18 protein-coding genes are annotated in these 15,990 nt (G+C 54.9%); 4 read left to right on the top strand and 14 right to left on the bottom strand.

Features of this window, described 5'->3' with window-relative positions; translation table 11 throughout:
• Positions 1-13: 13 nt before the first annotated feature.
• The 3 genes from ABNH10_RS01325 to ABNH10_RS01315 all read right to left on the bottom strand — a co-directional run bounded on the left by ABNH10_RS01325 (position 14) and on the right by ABNH10_RS01315 (position 3,805).
• Positions 14-1,624 (bottom strand): GMC family oxidoreductase, encoded by a 1,611-nt coding sequence (locus tag ABNH10_RS01325; protein WP_349384403.1) that lies wholly within the window; start codon positions 1,622-1,624, stop codon positions 14-16.
• 59 nt (positions 1,625-1,683) lie between these two features.
• Positions 1,684-2,217, bottom strand: a complete 534-nt coding sequence (locus ABNH10_RS01320; protein ID WP_349384402.1) for a twin-arginine translocation signal domain-containing protein — start codon at positions 2,215-2,217, stop codon at positions 1,684-1,686.
• A 145-nt stretch (positions 2,218-2,362) separates the two neighbouring features.
• Complete coding sequence (locus ABNH10_RS01315) at positions 2,363-3,805, bottom strand: coniferyl aldehyde dehydrogenase (protein ID WP_349384401.1); 1,443 nt, start codon at positions 3,803-3,805, stop codon at positions 2,363-2,365.
• A gap of 127 nt (positions 3,806-3,932) precedes the next feature.
• On the opposite strand from ABNH10_RS01315, the gene ABNH10_RS01310 reads away from it, so the two are divergent.
• Positions 3,933-4,682 (top strand): TetR/AcrR family transcriptional regulator, encoded by a 750-nt coding sequence (locus ABNH10_RS01310; RefSeq protein WP_349384400.1) that lies wholly within the window; start codon positions 3,933-3,935, stop codon positions 4,680-4,682.
• Here the strand turns inward: ABNH10_RS01310 and ABNH10_RS01305 are convergent.
• Positions 4,647-5,633: a YheT family hydrolase gene (locus ABNH10_RS01305; RefSeq protein WP_349384399.1), complete on the bottom strand. Its 987-nt coding sequence runs from the start codon at positions 5,631-5,633 to the stop codon at positions 4,647-4,649. The two genes, ABNH10_RS01310 and ABNH10_RS01305, sit on opposite strands and share 36 nt — an antisense overlap.
• A 105-nt stretch (positions 5,634-5,738) precedes the next feature.
• On the opposite strand from ABNH10_RS01305, the gene ABNH10_RS01300 reads away from it, so the two are divergent.
• From ABNH10_RS01300 to ABNH10_RS01290, 3 genes are all read left to right on the top strand, one after another.
• On the top strand, positions 5,739-6,458 hold the full coding sequence (locus tag ABNH10_RS01300) for a 16S rRNA (uracil(1498)-N(3))-methyltransferase (RefSeq protein WP_349384398.1): 720 nt from the start codon (positions 5,739-5,741) through the stop codon (positions 6,456-6,458).
• On the top strand, positions 6,458-7,111 hold the full coding sequence (locus ABNH10_RS01295; RefSeq protein ID WP_349384397.1) for a DUF1294 domain-containing protein: 654 nt from the start codon (positions 6,458-6,460) through the stop codon (positions 7,109-7,111). The genes ABNH10_RS01300 and ABNH10_RS01295 overlap by 1 nt, the downstream gene beginning before the upstream one ends.
• A gap of 159 nt (positions 7,112-7,270) precedes the next feature.
• Entirely contained in the window at positions 7,271-8,122 is an 852-nt protein-coding gene (locus tag ABNH10_RS01290) for a DMT family transporter (protein ID WP_349384396.1), read from the top strand.
• A 72-nt stretch (positions 8,123-8,194) separates the two neighbouring features.
• On the opposite strand, the gene ABNH10_RS01285 is transcribed toward ABNH10_RS01290, so the two are convergent.
• The 10 genes from ABNH10_RS01285 to ABNH10_RS01240 form a co-directional block, all read right to left on the bottom strand.
• On the bottom strand, positions 8,195-8,854 hold the full coding sequence (locus ABNH10_RS01285) for a YoaK family protein (protein WP_349384395.1): 660 nt from the start codon (positions 8,852-8,854) through the stop codon (positions 8,195-8,197).
• Between the two features lie 66 nt (positions 8,855-8,920).
• Positions 8,921-9,352, bottom strand: a complete 432-nt coding sequence (locus tag ABNH10_RS01280; protein WP_349384394.1) for a helix-turn-helix domain-containing protein — start codon at positions 9,350-9,352, stop codon at positions 8,921-8,923.
• A 131-nt stretch (positions 9,353-9,483) separates the two neighbouring features.
• Complete coding sequence (gene gloA, locus ABNH10_RS01275) at positions 9,484-10,032, bottom strand: lactoylglutathione lyase (protein WP_349384393.1); 549 nt, start codon at positions 10,030-10,032, stop codon at positions 9,484-9,486.
• A 138-nt stretch (positions 10,033-10,170) separates the two neighbouring features.
• Positions 10,171-11,130 carry an SPFH domain-containing protein gene (locus tag ABNH10_RS01270; RefSeq protein ID WP_349384392.1) on the bottom strand — a complete coding sequence of 320 codons (960 nt, stop codon included), beginning with the start codon at positions 11,128-11,130 and terminating at the stop codon, positions 10,171-10,173.
• 69 nt (positions 11,131-11,199) lie between these two features.
• Positions 11,200-11,673 (bottom strand): NfeD family protein, encoded by a 474-nt coding sequence (locus tag ABNH10_RS01265; protein WP_349384391.1) that lies wholly within the window; start codon positions 11,671-11,673, stop codon positions 11,200-11,202.
• Positions 11,674-11,887: 214 nt separating this feature from the next.
• Positions 11,888-12,376: an FKBP-type peptidyl-prolyl cis-trans isomerase gene (locus tag ABNH10_RS01260; protein WP_349384390.1), complete on the bottom strand. Its 489-nt coding sequence runs from the start codon at positions 12,374-12,376 to the stop codon at positions 11,888-11,890.
• Between the two features lie 502 nt (positions 12,377-12,878).
• The gene (locus ABNH10_RS01255; RefSeq protein WP_349384389.1) at positions 12,879-13,433 is read right to left on the bottom strand and encodes a cytochrome b; all 555 of its coding nucleotides are present in this window, start codon (positions 13,431-13,433) and stop codon (positions 12,879-12,881) included.
• Positions 13,434-13,496: 63 nt separating this feature from the next.
• Positions 13,497-14,492, bottom strand: coding sequence for a lysophospholipid acyltransferase family protein (locus tag ABNH10_RS01250; protein WP_349384388.1), 996 nt, complete (start codon positions 14,490-14,492; stop codon positions 13,497-13,499).
• Complete coding sequence (locus tag ABNH10_RS01245) at positions 14,485-15,492, bottom strand: MBL fold metallo-hydrolase (RefSeq protein ID WP_349384387.1); 1,008 nt, start codon at positions 15,490-15,492, stop codon at positions 14,485-14,487. The genes ABNH10_RS01250 and ABNH10_RS01245 overlap by 8 nt, the downstream gene beginning before the upstream one ends.
• Positions 15,489-15,944 (bottom strand): chemotaxis protein CheW, encoded by a 456-nt coding sequence (locus ABNH10_RS01240; RefSeq protein WP_349384386.1) that lies wholly within the window; start codon positions 15,942-15,944, stop codon positions 15,489-15,491. The genes ABNH10_RS01245 and ABNH10_RS01240 overlap by 4 nt, the downstream gene beginning before the upstream one ends.
• Between the last annotated feature and the right edge of the window lie 46 nt (positions 15,945-15,990).

The following is a 15,990-nucleotide window of genomic DNA, read 5'->3' as shown; positions in this document are numbered from 1 at the left end:
TGATGACGCTGGCTCAGCCTTTCAGTTTGTCCGCCAATGCTGAGGCATTGCGGGCGCTAAGGCCGTAGATGGAGAGCTGTGGGTTGGCGCCAATGCTGGTGGGGAACACGGAGCCGTCGATGATGTAGAGGCCGTTGAGGTGTTTGTAGCTACCGTCGCTGTTGACGGTGCAGCGGCTTTCATCGGCCCCCATGGTCAGCCCACCCATCACGTGGGCGCTGCCCAGCCCGGTGATGACCGGGGCATAGTCGAGCTGCGCCACGCCTTCGCGGGCTGCTTTCCAGCTTTTGTAGTAACTGGCATGGGTATGGCTGGGCCGTACTTCTCTGGCGCCAGCAGCAAACTGCATTTCCAGCATGGTCAAGTGGGACCGTTTGGCGCCTTCAAGCAGGTAGTCATTGACGGGGTAATCTAGCAGCGGTTCGCCGTTATCACGCAACTCAACGGTGCCGCCTTGGTTATCCTCATGGAAACCATCGCGAATTAGGGCAATGGCGGTGGCTATGTTGGGAAGGCGTTCGATTTCCTCCCGGGCACGTTCGCCGAAGTCGCCCATTAATGCACCAGACAGGCCCGGATGCATGGGCATCATTTCCATCTTGTAACCTGCCGGTCCATTGACTCCGTGTTTGAACGTGAACTCGTCAGAATACATGGATTGTGGGGCGCCGTAATACGGAGCGATTTCTTTGTCGTAGATACCGAAGACGAAGGTGGTGGGGTGCAGGAAGGTACGCTTACCCACTAGTCCGTTCGGGTCTGGGGCGTCGGAGCGCATCAGCAGTGCCGGGCTTTGAATGCCTCCCCCCGCGGCAATTACGGTTTTGCCTTTTAGTGTTACTGTGGCGCCGGTAGGCACTTTGTCATCGTTCAGTGGCCGCACTCGCACGCCAGTAACGCTGTCACCTTCAATGATCAGGGTGTCGGCCTGAGCACTGTAAATCAGTGTGGAGCCGTGGTCTAAAGCGCTGGGAAGGGTAGTAACCAGCATGGATTGTTTGGCGTTGGTGGGGCAGCCCATGCCGCAATAACCGATGTTCCAGCAGCCGCTTACGTTGCGGGGGATAATGGCGGAATGCCAGCCTTTCTCATCGCAGCCCCGTTTCAGTATGTCGTTGTTGGCGTTGGGCGGCATGGCCCACTTTTCTATGTTTAAACGATTTTCCATCTGTTGAAACCAGGGAGCCATTTGTGCCTGGCTAAGCCCCTGTACGCCGAATTCATCGTGCCAGTATTGCAGGGTTTTCTGGGGGGTGCGGAAGCTACTCGTCCAGTTAACCACGGTGGTGCCGCCTACCGTGCGCCCTTGCAGCACCGTCATGCCGGCATCTTTGGTAGCGCGTAGTGCGCCCTCTTGGTAGAGGTCACGGTAGGCCTGACTTTCATCCAGTTTGAAGTCGTCGGAGCTTTTCAGTTTGCCCGCTTCCACCAGTATGACTTTGAGGCCGCGCTGGCTGAGTATTTCTGCACTAACACCGCCGCCGGCACCTGTGCCTACGATGATGACATCGGCTTCTAAAGTGCGGTTGTCGGTGATGGTGCGCCCGTCGATGACATCCCAGCCGTTGGCTGGGTTTTTCCACGGGTCTTTCACGTTAATAGTAAGGGTAGAGAGATCCTGCATGGCATTATCCTTTTTCTTTGGCTAGCAGTACACGCGATAAAGGCCGCAAGCGGCGCGTGTTAGGCAATAATTTTCTGGGGCGGGCCGGGATAGCCGGTGCTGCGAGCGGCGACCGGTTTTACATACCAAGCCATATGGATTGGTTGGGTCAGCCCTTTAAAGGCCATGCGTGACAGGCTTCGCTCACTGGCGGACCATTCGGTGAGGGTTTGCTTAATTTCTTGTTCACTTTGATCGGCAAAGCTGGCCCAAGTGCCGGTGATATACCAGCGAGCGGCCCCCAGTTGCATCAGATCCAGCACCTGGAATAGCGCAGCCCGGGTGCCGGGCATGCCGCCTTCGAGTAGGTCATCGAAGGCTTTCATGCCGTCTTCGGCGGTGGCGCCCACGTCAGTGAGGGCAGGGCCGAGCACGGCGCCCACCAGCGGGGTAAGCAGGTCTACGTCTTGCTGGCGGAAGTGTTTGTAGCCGGTTGCAGGTCCGTCGTTACTGGAGCACCCGGTAAGCAAGGCCAGTCCGGAACCGGTGGCCAGCACGGCACTGCCTGCGGCGCTGAGCTTGAGGAAGCTGCGGCGATTGATTCCCTGATCCATAGCGCACTCTTTTTTGTAATAGTTGTGATTTGTAGTGCGGGAGCAGCGCGATAGGACAACTCAACCCGGTGCCCTTTGTGGTAAAGGGCACCGGGTTAAGCTTGAATCGCGCCGTTAACGGCGCTCCTGCAGTTTACGATTACTTTTATTTCAGCAGAAACTTGTAGATGAGTTTATGGATACTGCGCCCGTAGGGAGGGAGTATGTATTTGGTGGCGTTCATCTTGCCTTTCTTGTAAATGCCTTTGGCTTGGGAAAAGGTTTGGAAACCTTCCGGGCCATGGTAGGCGCCCATGCCAGACGGGCCGATGCCGCCGAAGGGGATGTCATCTACACCTACATGAGAGATGGTGTCGTTCAGGCATACGCCGCCGGAGTGCGTGTTCTTGAGCACACGATTGCAGTTGTCCTGATTCCAGTCGAAATAGTACAGCGCCAGCGGGCGGGGCCGGTCGTTCACGTATTCGATGGCCTCATCCAGCGTTTTGTAAGGCACGACAATCATCAGTGGGCCGAAGATCTCGTCTTGGGCGATGTCCATGTCGTCGTTCACATTCAGTACCAAGGTATGTGGCACCTTCTGGCTACCGCTGAAGTCTTCATTAGCCGGGTTGATCTCAATTACATCTGCGCCTTTGGCTTTGGCGTCGTCGAGATAACCCAACAGCCGTTTTTGCTGGCGGGGGTTCACAATGGCAGTGAAGTCCGGGTTGTTCACCATGGTCGGGTAGGACTGGGTAACCTGGGCTTTCCATGTGTCGACAAATTCTTGCACGCGATTTTCTGGGCAAAGGATGTAGTCTGGAGCTACACAGGTTTGCCCGGAATTCAAGCATTTACCGAAGGCGATACGTTCGGCCGCGTCCTTCATGGGGAAGTCCTGGCCGATGATGCAGGGGCTTTTGCCGCCCAGTTCCAGGGTGACTGGAGTCAGGTTAGCAGAGGCCGCGCGCATAATGTGCTTGCCAATGGTCGTGGAGCCGGTGAAAAGGAGGTGGTCGAAAGGCAACTCAGAGAAAGCCTGCGCTATATCCACTTCGCCATTGATCACGGCAACTTGTTCCTGCGGGAAGATGTTGGTGATCAATTTTTCCAGCAGCGCGCCAGTGCGAGGGGTGGCCTCACTCATCTTGATCATCACCCGGTTACCGGCGGCCAGAGCCGTAATTAGCGGCACTACTGCCAGCTGCACCGGATAGTTCCAGGGCACGATAATGCCCACCACGCCGAGCGGTTGATATTCCACCCAGGTTTTGCCCGGCCAATTCATGGCGCTCACATGACGCTTGGAGGGCTTCATCCATTTGCGCAGTTTCTTGGTGGTGTATTTCAGCCCTTCTAGGGTCATCATGATTTCTGCGAGTTTGGTTTCATCCGCAGCACGGGTGGTGAAGTCGTTGTTCAGAGCGTCGGTCCAAGCATCAATATTATCGATCAGCAATGGCTTGAGCCTGCTGATTAACTCAAGACGCTGTTCGGCGCTAGGGTAAGGGTTCTGACGGTATGCGGCTTTTTGAGCAGTGAAAATGCTCTGCAAGCGGGCGATGTCTGGATTGTTTCTGTGCAGATCTTTTACTTCGGCGACCATGGTCCTCGCCTCCCGAGTTCGATAGTTATGTATGATAGGTGATTAAAAATTAATCTTGAGTCTGATTTTTAGAGTAATTACTCTAAGAGTCAACATCGTGTATCAGAAAGACCACATTTGGCCTCTTATGACCAGCACAAAAGCGCGTATTCTGGAAACCAGCCTGGTCCTGTTCAATCGGCAGGGAGAGCGCAATGTGACCACCAACCACATTGCCGAGGCGCTGGGGATTAGCCCAGGCAATCTGTATTACCACTTTCGAAACAAGGGCGTGATTGTGTCAGCGCTATTTGACCGTTACCAAAAACAATTGCTGAGCTTGCTGGAGGCGCCTCAGGGGCCGTTGAGCTGGCAGGTGAAGGTGCATTATTTCGAAGGGCTGCTGGCGTCCATGTGGCAGTATCGATTTTTTCACCGCGATCTGTCTCATTTCCTGCACGCGGAGGCCGCTCTAGCAGCCCGTTATCAACAGTTTGTGGAAGCCATTCTGGTACGCGGGACAGTGATTTACGAAAAGTTGCGTAGCAGTGGGATACTGGCGTTGGATGATGAGCAGTTGCAAGGTTTGATGGTCAATACCTGGGTGCTGATGTCATCGTGGGCTTCCCTGGTACATGGTTTGCGCCCGGATGCCGCTGCCAATGAGGAGCTGGATGAGAGCTTGATGCGTCATGGGGTGTACCAGATTATTTGTCTGGAAGAGCCCTTCCTGAAAGGTGAAGCTCGAGATCACCTGGCGGAAATGAAAGAGCGCTATCGGGCAGCCCATAATACGAGCGAATTACTACTGGGCCATGCTGTCGGGTTGTCCTCTCCGGGCAGCTGGGCGCTACCCGAAGCTTCAGCGAACACCGAAACCTTGTACAAACGCCAATAGCCGTTGTTCTAACCAGTACCGCTGGCTTTTGTGGCCGACAAAGCCCACATGCCCACCGTAATCGCTCACTTCCAATGTCACCGCTGGCCCGAGCTCTTCCTGCCGCGGCAAGGTTTGCGGGGTCATGAACGGATCATCCCGATTTTGCAGCATCAACGTCTGGGTACGGATTTGTAGCAGCTTGGGACCGGTCGAGCATTGGGCATAATAGTGCCAGGCGCTGCGAAAGCCATACAACGGGGCGATGATCTGGTCGTCGTAGCGCCAGAACGAACGGATGCCAGTCATGTTCAGCCGATGCAGCCGTTTGGCCTCTGGTGGATTTACCTTGTCCAGATGGGTTTTCTGCCCTTCGAAATTGCCCAGCAAGTTTTTCAGCAGATGTTGGCGGTACAGTTTCGACAAGCCTTGCTCCAGCCGGTTGGCACAGATATCCAGCCGCAAGGGGGCGCAAATGGTGGCTACGGCACTGAGATGGCCGTTGTCTCGGTGGGCCAGCCAGTTCAGTAGCCGGCTGCCGCCCAGGGAAACGCCGATGGCAATGCGATGGCCTGTGGGGTTTTCATGGAACACATGGTCAATTACCGCATCCACATCATCCACTTCGCCCGCGTGGTAACACAACGCGGTGTCGTTCGGTTCTTTGGCTCCGCGACTGTTGATGGCCACAGAACGGATGCCTGCGTCGGCCAGTACTTTTTGCATGCCGCGCATGTAATGGGAGTCGCTGCACCCGGATAGCCCATGCAATAACATCACGATGAGCTGCCCGGGTTGGCTCTGCGGCCCGGCCCAGTCCAGCAATAGATAATCACCGTCCTTAAGGTTCAGTCGTTCAGTGCGCCGCTTCACTTCAGGCAGGGTGCGGCCCATGGGCCCCCACAGAGTTTGCAGGTGGGGGTTGCGTAACCACAGCGGTGGCCGGAAGGCTGACTGTACAATTTCGCCCATAGGCAGGGTCTCATCTATCTGGTTGGCAAAATCACGCCGGGAGCGTGGCGCAGGTATGGTAGCCTTTTGTTTTTCCCGCTGGCACCTATTCGTGATGGAGATTCCATGCCGCGCCGTTTTTTTGATGATCAGGACTTCCATGCTGGTCAGGCTGAAGATCTGGGCACCAGCGCCAGCCATCATATCGGCAAAGTGCTGCGTATGACGGTGGGCGATGAGTTGGTGGTATTCAACGGTCGTGGTGGTGAATGGCAGGCGCGTATCACCGCGATTAGCAAAAAGGCAGTCACCATTGAGCCGTTCACGTTCACCGCTGAAGACCGCTGCGCTCCTTTGGCGGTGACGGTGGCGCTGCCGATGATCAAGGGCGAGCGCATGGACTATGCGATCCAGAAGGCCACTGAGCTGGGCGCCGGCGCCCTGGTGATCCTGGACACGGAACGTTGCGAAGTCCGCCTCAAGGGGGAGCGTCAGGAAAAGAAACGTAGCCATTGGCAGCAAGTGGCGATCAGTGCTTGTGAGCAATGTGGGCTGAACAGAGTGCCGGTGGTGCAGGGTGTGCTTAGCCTGCGTGACTGGTTGGCATCTGATCTTCCCGTCCTGAAGTTGATAGCCCATCCGGGCGAGAGGCCCTTCTCTGCGGCTGCCTTGCAGGGGCAGACAGAACTGGCATTGTTGACGGGCCCGGAAGGTGGCTTTTCCGATGATGAATTACAGCAGGCGGCGGATGCGGGCTTTCGCCCGTTCGCGTTAGGCAGCCGGGTGTTGCGAGCGGAAACCGCCCCGGTGGCGTTGCTGGCGGCCCTGTGGGCTTGGAGGGGATGATGGCATTGCAGCAAGGAAGGTTGATTAAGTGGGACGACGCGAAAGGGTATGGTTTTATCGCTCCTGCGGATGGTGGTGATGCGGTATTTGCCCACATTAGCGCTTTTGTAGCGAGCCGGGCCAGGCCTGCAGTAGGTGATAAAGTTCGATACTCCGTTCGGCAAGAAAAAGGTAAAGGATTGCGAGCAGAAGGGGTGCATCTCCCTTTGCTATTGCAGGACAGAATTGAGGGGGCGGTGTTGGTCGCAATGATTACCGCGACATTATTCTTTAGCGCTGTGCTGTGGTTGAGCCGTGAGTATGTGTTTTCGTATTTTCTGGTAGTGGCATTAGTGGCGCTCAGTGTTATCACATTGTTGCTCTATGGTTGGGATAAACGGTCGGCAGTAAAAGATAAACAAAGGGTAAGGGAAGATACGCTTCACCTTCTGGCGCTGGCCGGAGGTTGGCCTGGAGCGTTGATAGCCCGGCCTCTGTTCCGTCACAAGACACGAAAGCAACCGTTTGCAACGCTATTTGGGGCAACCGTTGTTTGTAGCGTTGCTTGCTTGCTTTTCTTTCTGTTGAGCGAGCAGGCCGTTACTTTGCGTAATTGGTTGGATATTGAAGCCATGCAATGGCGGACCCTCATGCAACCTGTAATTGCTATATAGGCCCTCTAATGCTGCTAGACAAGAATGACTGAACTTAACTTTCATCCACCGTTTTTGTCTTGCAAATGTTAACGGGGCATTGCACTGCAATCCCGTAATGATGATCCGGTGGCAAAGAGTCATTAATTTTATAATGGCTACAATGTGTGTGGTTTGTTGATGTCTGCGAAACGTAGCCTGGTCTTAACGGCTTTGGCCATGGTGGCCTTTGCAGCCAATTCCGTGTTTTGCCGTTTGGCACTGCGTGAAGGTGCAATAGATGCCGCCAGCTTTACGGCTGTGCGATTGGTATCTGCCGCGGTGATGCTGGGGCTCATCTTGCTGCTGCGAGACCGGCAGTTGAAAGCCATGGTTAGACACGGTAATCACGGTTCGGCTCTGGCACTGTTTGTCTACGCCGCCGGATTTTCGTTGGCTTACGTGGCGCTCGCTACGGGCACGGGCGCCTTGCTGCTGTTCGGAGCCGTGCAAGCCACCATGATTGGTGTCGGTTTATTTCAGGGGGAGCGACTGGCGCCAGTCCAGTGGCTAGGGCTGATATCGGCATTGAGTGGCTTGGTGGCATTGATGTTGCCCGGCGCGACGGCACCACCGTTGACTGCGGCAATACTGATGCTGGTGGCTGGTGCCGCCTGGGGCGTGTACTCCCTGCGAGGCAAGGGCGCGGCCGATGCGACGGCAGAAACCGCGGGCAATTTCCTGCGGGCATTGATCTGGCTATTACCGTTGGCGCTGTTCGCTTGGCCGGGCCAATGGCCACAGGGCCTGGCGTTGGTATATGCGGTGTTGTCTGGTGCTCTGGCTTCGGGAGCAGGTTACGCGATTTGGTACTTGGCATTGCAGGGGTTAGCCAGCGCTACGGCCGCCACCGTGCAGCTAAGTGTGCCGGTGCTGGCGGCACTGGCGGGCGTATTCTGGCTAGATGAGCGACTCAGCCTGCGGTTGGTGCTGGCTTCGCTGGCCATTCTGGGGGGCATCGCCCTGGTGATTCGCCGCGGCTCTGCCCGTTAAACGATGGGTAAGGCCAACGCCCGAAAAGGTCTGCCTTATTACACGTTTCTCGTCATGTTGCTGCTTATATGTTTAGCGATATTGCCGGCTATATCCCCAATAAATCGCTGCCAGCAATGCGGCTAAGATGGCGGGGGCCACTAACGCGGAAAAATGCAGCAGGCGAAACAGTAGCGTGCCGATGACTCCACCACAAATAAACCCGCTGATCAGTAATAGAAACAATAACAGTCGGCGACCGTTGAGGGGTATGCCTCGCAGGCGGTTGCCGAGCATGATGCCCAGATCAGTGAAGATCCCTGAGAGGTGAGTGGTACGAATGATCGAACCACTATAAGTGGTGACCATGGCGTTCTGCAGGCCGCAGGCCATGGAGGCCAGGTAGATTCCGAAATCACTGCCACGTTGCAGGAACAACATGGCTAGGAGCAACAGAGCAGATTCAATCAGCAGGGAAAAACCGTAATGGCGGCCCAGTCTCAGAGCGGTGCTGGTGATTAGCAGCCCGCTGAGAGTGGCGCCGGCAAGAAAACTCATCAGGGTAAAAAGTAGGTGCAGTACATCGCTCAGGGCTAGCTCGGCCAATGCCAGCCCCAACAGCGACGAGGTGCCGGTCAGGTGAGAGACGGATTGGTGACTAAAACCCAGAAGCCCTACGGCATTGACGCTGCCCGCCAGAAAGGCGAGCAGAAAGGCCCCAAATTCTACCCAAGGTGGAAGACGCGCCAGCAAGAAAAACCCCGATGCTTAATCATGGTGTTGCGCAAGTGTATCATGTGCACAGGAGATTTTTTCTGGCTATTTCTTTTTCTTCTTGCCCTTTTTCTTGCCGCCTTTCTTGTCTTTTTTATTGGAGGTCTTGGGTTTTTTCTTGTCGATTTTTTTCTCTGTTTTTTCGTTTTTCGATTTTATGATCTTTAATTTTTTGACTTTTTTATCACTTTTATTTTTCTTTTTATCGGTTTCTTTATTTTTTCTTTCATCTTGGGGAGGGGCGATGGGCTTCGTTTTCTCTGTAGCAAAGATATCCAGTGATACGACCCGGAAACGTCGCAAACAGTAGCGCACTTGGCCGAGGCTTAGACCACTTTTTTCTGCAGCTTGCTGCTGGGTGCAGCCTTGGTCAAGCGCTAGCAATGCTTGAGCACGTGGGCCGTACGGGGCTGGCTGGTTGGATCGGGCTTGGCAAAAGTTTCGCTGTGTGAGAGTCAGAAGAGAAGACGAATTCATTATAGGAGATCCCCTAGTGTGAGCCCGACAAAGGAGTCAGGCCTTGGTCAAGAAGTGCAAAGCTTACACAATACGAGACAGTTAGAGGGGAAAGCAAAAAAACAATTTTGCTGTCAGAAAAGTGACATCTTTCAGTCGTTTTTCTGTTGTTTCTCCATCATGTCGGCCTGAAGAATTTCGATCCAATAACCGTCAGGGTCCTTGATAAAGGCGAGCCCTTTCATTTTGCCGTCATCAGGGCGCTTGACGAAAGTGACGTCCATTTTTTCAAAGCGGTGGGCGGCGGCGTAGACATCGGGAACGGTGATGCCGATATGACCGAAGCCTTGGGGTTCTGCATTGCCATCATGGTAGGAAAAATTAGGCTCATCTTCGGTGCCCCAATTGTGGGTCAGCTCCAACATGGCTTCACGGCCAAAGGTGAAGGTTAGTCGTTTATCATTGTCCTTCGGGACCCCGCCCGCTTCTTCTTCACTCAGATAACCAAGAAAATAAAGACTGAATTTCATCTCGGGAAAATCAATTTTGCGCACCAGGCGCATGCCGAGCACTCGGGTATAAAAATCCAGGCTTGCTTTCGGGTCTTTAATACGCAGCATTGTCTGATTGAAAAGATATTCTTGGGTCGCGTCATCCGGGTGCTCGAACAGGCCGTCGGCTTTTTCAAAATGGCGGGACATGGAGACTCCTGAAACTTTGTGATGGGACTTAAGAATATCGGGATGATAGGGCGCGAATGCAAGCCTCGCGAAAGAGCGAGCGGGGCTTGCCCGGTCTTGGGAGTTTCTAGCGACTCCCAAGCTCCGGGGGTAGACAGATCAGGCCGGGGTTTTTTCCACGGTTTTGAGAACCTTCTGCAAGCTGGCGACGGTGCCGCCAATGTCGCTGAGGCCTTGAGGCAGCAGCATGGTGGTGGATTCTTTGGCGACTTTCTCGAAGGCGGTAACGTATTGCTCTGCTATGCGCAGGCTAACGGCTTCCTGGCCGCCGTCTTCTTTCACGGCGGCGGCAACCTGGCGCAGCCCTTCGCCGGTGGCTTTGGCGATTAGTTCGATTTGCTGCGCGCGCCCTTCGGCCTCATTGATCTGCTTCATTTTTTCACCTTCAGAGATGTTGATCATCTCCTGCTTTTCACCCTCGGAGCGGTTAATCGCCGCCTGGCGGTCACCCTCGGAACGGTTGATTGCTGCCTGGCGTTCACCTTCGGATTCGGCAACCACGGCGCGACGTTCACGTTCGGCACGAACTTGTTTTTCCATGGCATCTTTGATGGAGACGGGAAGGTTGATGTCGGCGACTTCGTAACGCAGGACTTTGACACCCCACGGTTGTGCGGCTTCATCTACAGCACGGACCACTTCCATGTTGATTTCGCCGCGTTCTTCGAAGGTTTTGTCCAGGTCGATTTTACCGATCACGGAACGCAGCGTGGTTTGAGCCAGCTGTTGGGCGGCCATGACGTAATCGTCCACGCCATAACTGGCCGCTTTCGGGTCCACCACTTGAAGATACATGACGCCGTCGATGGAGACCTCGATGTTGTCCTTGGTGATACAGCTCTGACGAGGTACGTCGCGAACAATTTCTTTTTGTGAATGCTTGTAGGCAACGCGATCGATAAAGGGTGTTAGGAAATGCAGGCCTGCATCCATAGATGTCTGGTACTTGCCTAGCCGCTCCACTACATATACCTCACGCTGAGGCACGATGCGAATCACCATAAAGAGCAGAACAACAACGCCGAGAGCGAGCAATCCGGAAATAATCAAACCAGCCATGGATACAGTTCCTTATTGTTTTAAAAGTAAAAGTTGCGAAGCAAAGGGTATATTCGACTGATTGCGTCGTCAGTCCCTTGGGGGTGCTTGCGGCGAAACCACTGGCCAAGGCTCTACTGTCAGCCAGAGCCCTTCGTGCTGGGTGATGCGAACCATATCCCCAGGGTTAAGGGGCTGGTTGCACTGAGCCTGCCAGCGAGCGCCACGGTAGTTAACGGTGCCTGTGCCTTTGGCAAAAGCTTCCGCTACGGTGGCACGGTGGCCTACCAAGCCGGCGCTGTCTTCTTCGCCTTGCCGTTGCCGTTCGCGCCCCATGAGTTTGTCATTAAGCACGCGGCGCACAAACACCAACAGCAGTACGCTTATAGCGGCAAAGATGGTCAGTTCCCACGTGGTGTCGTTGAGTAAGCCGAGAAATTTGAGACTACCTACCAGCAGTGCGGCGATTCCGAAGAAAATGACCACTAGACCGGCAATGGCAAATTCGCCAATTACCAACGCTAGCCCGGCGATGATCCAGTAACTGTACTCCGGAAGATCCATGCCTGTGTTCCTTTGCATTTTCTGATGCACAAAGATAGCACGTTGATGGCAGGTACGTCGGCAGGAAAAGGCTGAAAATGAGATAGCGGCAAGCTACACGCTACAACGCGGTTCTAAGTCTATGGCTCTGCCCTCGATTAACGATAAAGGCGGGTAAGCGCAATCAAACAGGAAAGGTTACCCCCGCGTTGCCGCTCGGTGCCTGAAGCTGCTTTTAGTGTTGGTGCCCGCCAACGCCATGAGCGTGTTTGTGGGCTATTTCGTCGTCGGAGGCATCGCGGATATCGGTGATTTCCACGGCGAAGCGCAGGGTCTGTCCCGCCAGCGGATGATTGGCGTCCACGTCTACGGTTTTCAGGCCCACTTTCAAAACGGTGAGCATGCGGGGCCCTTCGTCGGTGGAGACGGTAACGACTTTGCCAGGGGCCAGCTTGCCGGCGTGTTTAAGGTATTTGCGGGAGATACGCTGAAACAGCGTGTTGTCGTATTCGCCGTAGGCGTCTGCCGGCTTGACGGTCACATCTACGTTGTCGCCGACGGCTCTGCCTTCCAACGCAGATTCAAGACCCTTGATGATGTTGTTGTAACCATGCAGATAGGCCATGGGCTCACCGGTTTCACGGGAGTTTTCGATTTCGCTGCCATCCTCGGCGTTGAACAGGCTGTAATGCAAGGTGATGACCTTGTCATTCTTGATAGTCATGCGAGCCTCTCTAGGGGCAAAAATAGGGTGTCGGTTTCATGGCCCAGTCATACTGCAGTGCAGGTAATCAGGCTTTGTTGCTTGCGCAATGGATTTCCAGCCAATGATAGGCGGGTTTACGAGCTTTGCAAAACGCGCAGGGAGACGGGCGCAGTTGTTGCCTTGATGAATTGTTGCAAGGCGGCGATGCTGATCAGCATCGCCGCACTGGCCGATGATCACTCTCCAGAATATCCGGATAGCCGAGGGGCGCTTTTCCTGTCAGCCGTAACCACCGAAGCACGATAGGTGATTGAGTCACTGGCAGTGGCCAGCACTGTTTCGAACGCGTGGCCAGGCCGATATGGTCTGCGCTTGCTTTTAGGCCAACCGAAAAGCCGGGGTCGGCAAGGTAAAATTAGGGGTTTGGGTTCTCCGTGTTGCAGGAAAGTGTTTGCAGTCGAATGGGCAAGACTTGCCTGCAGACTCTCCTGGAGTGCACTGAGTTAGAAGATAGGGGTCGCTACAGGGTGTCGTCGTGTTTGCCTGGGAGCATGCGCTGTAAGGTTGCATCTCTGTCGATAAAATGGTGCCACAGTGCCCCTGCGATATGAATAACAATCAGCGTTAGCAGAATGGTCCACAGCACCTCTTTGTGTATGAACGCGATCTGCTTGGCTAGATCCATATTCACCGTTACCAGTTGAGGTACCGAGAGAGCGCCAAAAATTTCGATGCTCTTGCCAGCAAGCTGACGCATGGCAAAGCCGCTGAGTGGCATGGCCAGGATGACGATGTATAGCAGCCCATGCACAAGGCCGGATAAGTGACGCTGCCAGGCAGCACCCATCGGTGTAGGTCCAGGGTAAAGGGCACGACCATAAAGCCGAATTAGCATAACGACTAAGGTAGTTAGCCCTAAGGAGAAATGTAGCATTTTCCACCATTCGCGCATGGGATCGCTTTTCTCGTAGAACTCATGAAGCTCTACGGCGCCCCAGACCATCACCAGTAGCAAAACCACTAGCCAGTGAAGCCCTTTATGTAATCGGTGCCAGTTTGCCGGTCCCGTTGCCATAGTGTCTGCCTATTTGCTAACCGAAGTTTACGTGCAGAAGATTATCCTATGCTTAAGAGTGTTTCACTGATCCTTGTCAGTGTCAGGGTGCAAGCCGAAAACCTTACGGTCTTCCCCTTGCTGAATGCGTTTGAGTAATTGCAGGGAGTGTCGGTACCAGTTGCGTCGACCGCGCGGGCCCCATTTAAAGCGTTTGTAGGTCCACTGGTACTGGCCTGGGTTGCGCTCAATACAGCGCTGCAGGCCAGCGTTCATGGCGGTGAGAATCTCGATGGTATCGCTGGCCTGTTCGATTTCCGGGGCCTCTTCGAAATGGAGCTGGATATCCTTTACTCCACCCTTACGGATGCAGGAGACGATAAATACATGGGGCCGATAGCGCTGTATCAGCTTATCGATCAGTGCTGAGGTGGGCACGTCATAGCCAAAAAATGGAACCGTCGGATTGCTTCGATTCCCCGGGTTATGATCGGAGAGGATGCCTAGGGTGCCGCCGGCCTTTATGGCCGCCAGTGCCTTTTTGACCCCCTGATGATTGGCGGGGATGAGGATGGAGCCAGTTCGTTCTCGGGCCGCCTTGACCATGGCATCCATTAAGGTGGCCGGGTGGGGCTGGTACATGATCAGGGTTTTGTCGCGGTCGCCCTTGTCGCCCAAATACAAGTTGCTGATTTCCCAGCTTCCTTGGTGCAAGGACAGAATGAGGACGGGGCGCTCACTAGCACAGGCATCCAGAAAGCCTTGTTCGCCGTGGATATGAGTAACTCGGGCCAAGGTTTCCTGGACCGGGCGGTGCCAGACATGGCTGAATTCGGTGAGCGTGCGGCCCAGCTCTACTATGTTGCGGCGGCCGATGCGTTTGGCCTCGGATAGGGTCATGTCTGAGTGTGTTGCGAGCAAATTAATGAGCACTACCCGATAGGCGCTGGCGTAACGGAGCGGGGCTAAGGTTATCAGTGTGGCTACAAAGGCGCCTAAGGCGGTGGCTAAGGGTAACGGTAACCAAGCAAGTAGACGGATCACCAGCCACAGGCGGCGGCCCTGGTATTGTTTATTCATGTTTTAATTCAATAGTCAGGGTTTCCCCGTGTTGCGGGACCCGAAAATGTACGTGTTCGATGTGCTGCTCTGAGAGTGCTTTGGCCAAGGCTTTTGGCGGTGCATCCATGGGTTCATCAGTGAGTACGAAGGTGCCCCAATGCATGGCAAGGGATTGACGCGCCTGGATATCTTGGTGAATTTTTACCGCCTCCGCCGGATTAATGTGCACAGGGGACATAAACCAGCGCGGCTCATAGGCACCAATGGGTAATAATGCCAGATCTACCGGCCCGAATACCTGACCAATTTCGTTAAATAATGTCGCATAACCGGTGTCGCCCGCAAAATAGAGACTGAAATCCGGGAAATTCAGGCGCCAGCTGCACCACAATGTTTGGTTGTGGTCGTTAGGGCCGCGTCCGCTGAAGTGCTGGGCGGGCAAACAGAACGCTTCGACCTCGCCGTGGTAATCACTTTGCCACCAGCCTAGCTCAATGATTCTTTCCACCCCCAGTTTGCTCAGCCAGGAAGCGATGCCCTGTGGGACGAACCAAAGAATATCGCGACCGAAACGCTTCTGTAATGTTGTTACCGAGGCTTTATCCAGATGGTCATAGTGGTTGTGCGATACCAGTACCGCATTGATGTTGGGCAGCTGATCCACGGTCAGCGCCGGCGGTACCGCCCGTTTCGGCCCCGCAAAGCTAAAGGGTGAGCAGCGGTCGGAAAACACCGGGTCGGTGAGCAGGTTCCAGCCACGGTGCTGGAACAGGTAGGTAGCGTGACCGATCCAGGTGATTTGAGGCCGATTCCCTGGCTTGTGCAATTGCTCCGGGTCGGGCCTGTGTAATGGGAAAGACTGGTGCGCCGGGAAGCGCCCTCGGGAGTCCCATTGCCAGCGCAAAAAAGCACCGAGGCCGTGGTGAGGAGTCGCAAACCGGTTGCGGAATGCTTGCCCACGGCGTGGGTAGGCGGCGTCTTCTGCTGCCAAAGCGGCCAGTCTGTCACGATCAATCATGCCGGTTTCTGCAGCCCGGCCACGGCGCCTTCAATGGCGTCCAGGTCCGGGATTACGGCCAAGTCGCCGCCGACCTGAATATACATGGCTTCTGCAGGCCCGGTATCTACTGGCTCTTCCACCGGATCGTTCTTGGCCACTTTCAGTAGGCGTGGGATCCCCTGCACGATCACCGCATAAAAGGGCGCCTTGCTGGCCACGGTATTGAGCACCGCGATGCGGGCATCCTGACCGATGGTGACTTGGCCTGACTCGTTGAGCTTTTCGAATGACAGCAGCGGGATTTGCTGGTCGCGCCAACTCAGCCAACCCAGCAACCACTCCGGGCCATGGCCTGGGCGGTCTGGTTGGCGCAAAGGAATCACCTCAGCCACCACAATATTGGGCACCAGCCAAGGGCGCCCCTGCATGGGGATCAGCAGGCTGGAAATATCGGAGGGCAACTGCGCCATAGTGCTGTTCCTTTTCTTGTCATCGCGTATTTCATCGCGGGTCACG

The sequence above is a fragment of the Alcanivorax sp. genome (assembly GCF_040119285.1).
GTDB lineage: Bacteria > Pseudomonadota > Gammaproteobacteria > Pseudomonadales > Alcanivoracaceae > Alcanivorax.
The sequence above is the reverse complement of the archived record's forward strand: the minus strand, read 5'-3'. Positions and strand labels throughout refer to the sequence as shown.

Coding starts and splice junctions, on each gene's coding strand:
- ABNH10_RS01325 (WP_349384403.1), bottom strand. CDS start 1,624: ATGCAGGATCTCTCTACCCTTACTATTAACGTGAAAGACCCGTGGAAA.
- ABNH10_RS01320 (WP_349384402.1), bottom strand. CDS start 2,217: ATGGATCAGGGAATCAATCGCCGCAGCTTCCTCAAGCTCAGCGCCGCA.
- ABNH10_RS01315 (WP_349384401.1), bottom strand. CDS start 3,805: ATGGTCGCCGAAGTAAAAGATCTGCACAGAAACAATCCAGACATCGCC.
- ABNH10_RS01310 (WP_349384400.1), top strand. CDS start 3,933: ATGACCAGCACAAAAGCGCGTATTCTGGAAACCAGCCTGGTCCTGTTC.
- ABNH10_RS01305 (WP_349384399.1), bottom strand. CDS start 5,633: ATGGGCGAAATTGTACAGTCAGCCTTCCGGCCACCGCTGTGGTTACGC.
- ABNH10_RS01300 (WP_349384398.1), top strand. CDS start 5,739: ATGCCGCGCCGTTTTTTTGATGATCAGGACTTCCATGCTGGTCAGGCT.
- ABNH10_RS01295 (WP_349384397.1), top strand. CDS start 6,458: ATGGCATTGCAGCAAGGAAGGTTGATTAAGTGGGACGACGCGAAAGGG.
- ABNH10_RS01290 (WP_349384396.1), top strand. CDS start 7,271: ATGTCTGCGAAACGTAGCCTGGTCTTAACGGCTTTGGCCATGGTGGCC.
- ABNH10_RS01280 (WP_349384394.1), bottom strand. CDS start 9,352: ATGAATTCGTCTTCTCTTCTGACTCTCACACAGCGAAACTTTTGCCAA.
- gloA (WP_349384393.1), bottom strand. CDS start 10,032: ATGTCCCGCCATTTTGAAAAAGCCGACGGCCTGTTCGAGCACCCGGAT.
- ABNH10_RS01270 (WP_349384392.1), bottom strand. CDS start 11,130: ATGGCTGGTTTGATTATTTCCGGATTGCTCGCTCTCGGCGTTGTTGTT.
- ABNH10_RS01265 (WP_349384391.1), bottom strand. CDS start 11,673: ATGGATCTTCCGGAGTACAGTTACTGGATCATCGCCGGGCTAGCGTTG.
- ABNH10_RS01260 (WP_349384390.1), bottom strand. CDS start 12,376: ATGACTATCAAGAATGACAAGGTCATCACCTTGCATTACAGCCTGTTC.
- ABNH10_RS01255 (WP_349384389.1), bottom strand. CDS start 13,433: ATGGCAACGGGACCGGCAAACTGGCACCGATTACATAAAGGGCTTCAC.
- ABNH10_RS01250 (WP_349384388.1), bottom strand. CDS start 14,492: ATGAATAAACAATACCAGGGCCGCCGCCTGTGGCTGGTGATCCGTCTA.
- ABNH10_RS01245 (WP_349384387.1), bottom strand. CDS start 15,492: ATGATTGATCGTGACAGACTGGCCGCTTTGGCAGCAGAAGACGCCGCC.
- ABNH10_RS01240 (WP_349384386.1), bottom strand. CDS start 15,944: ATGGCGCAGTTGCCCTCCGATATTTCCAGCCTGCTGATCCCCATGCAG.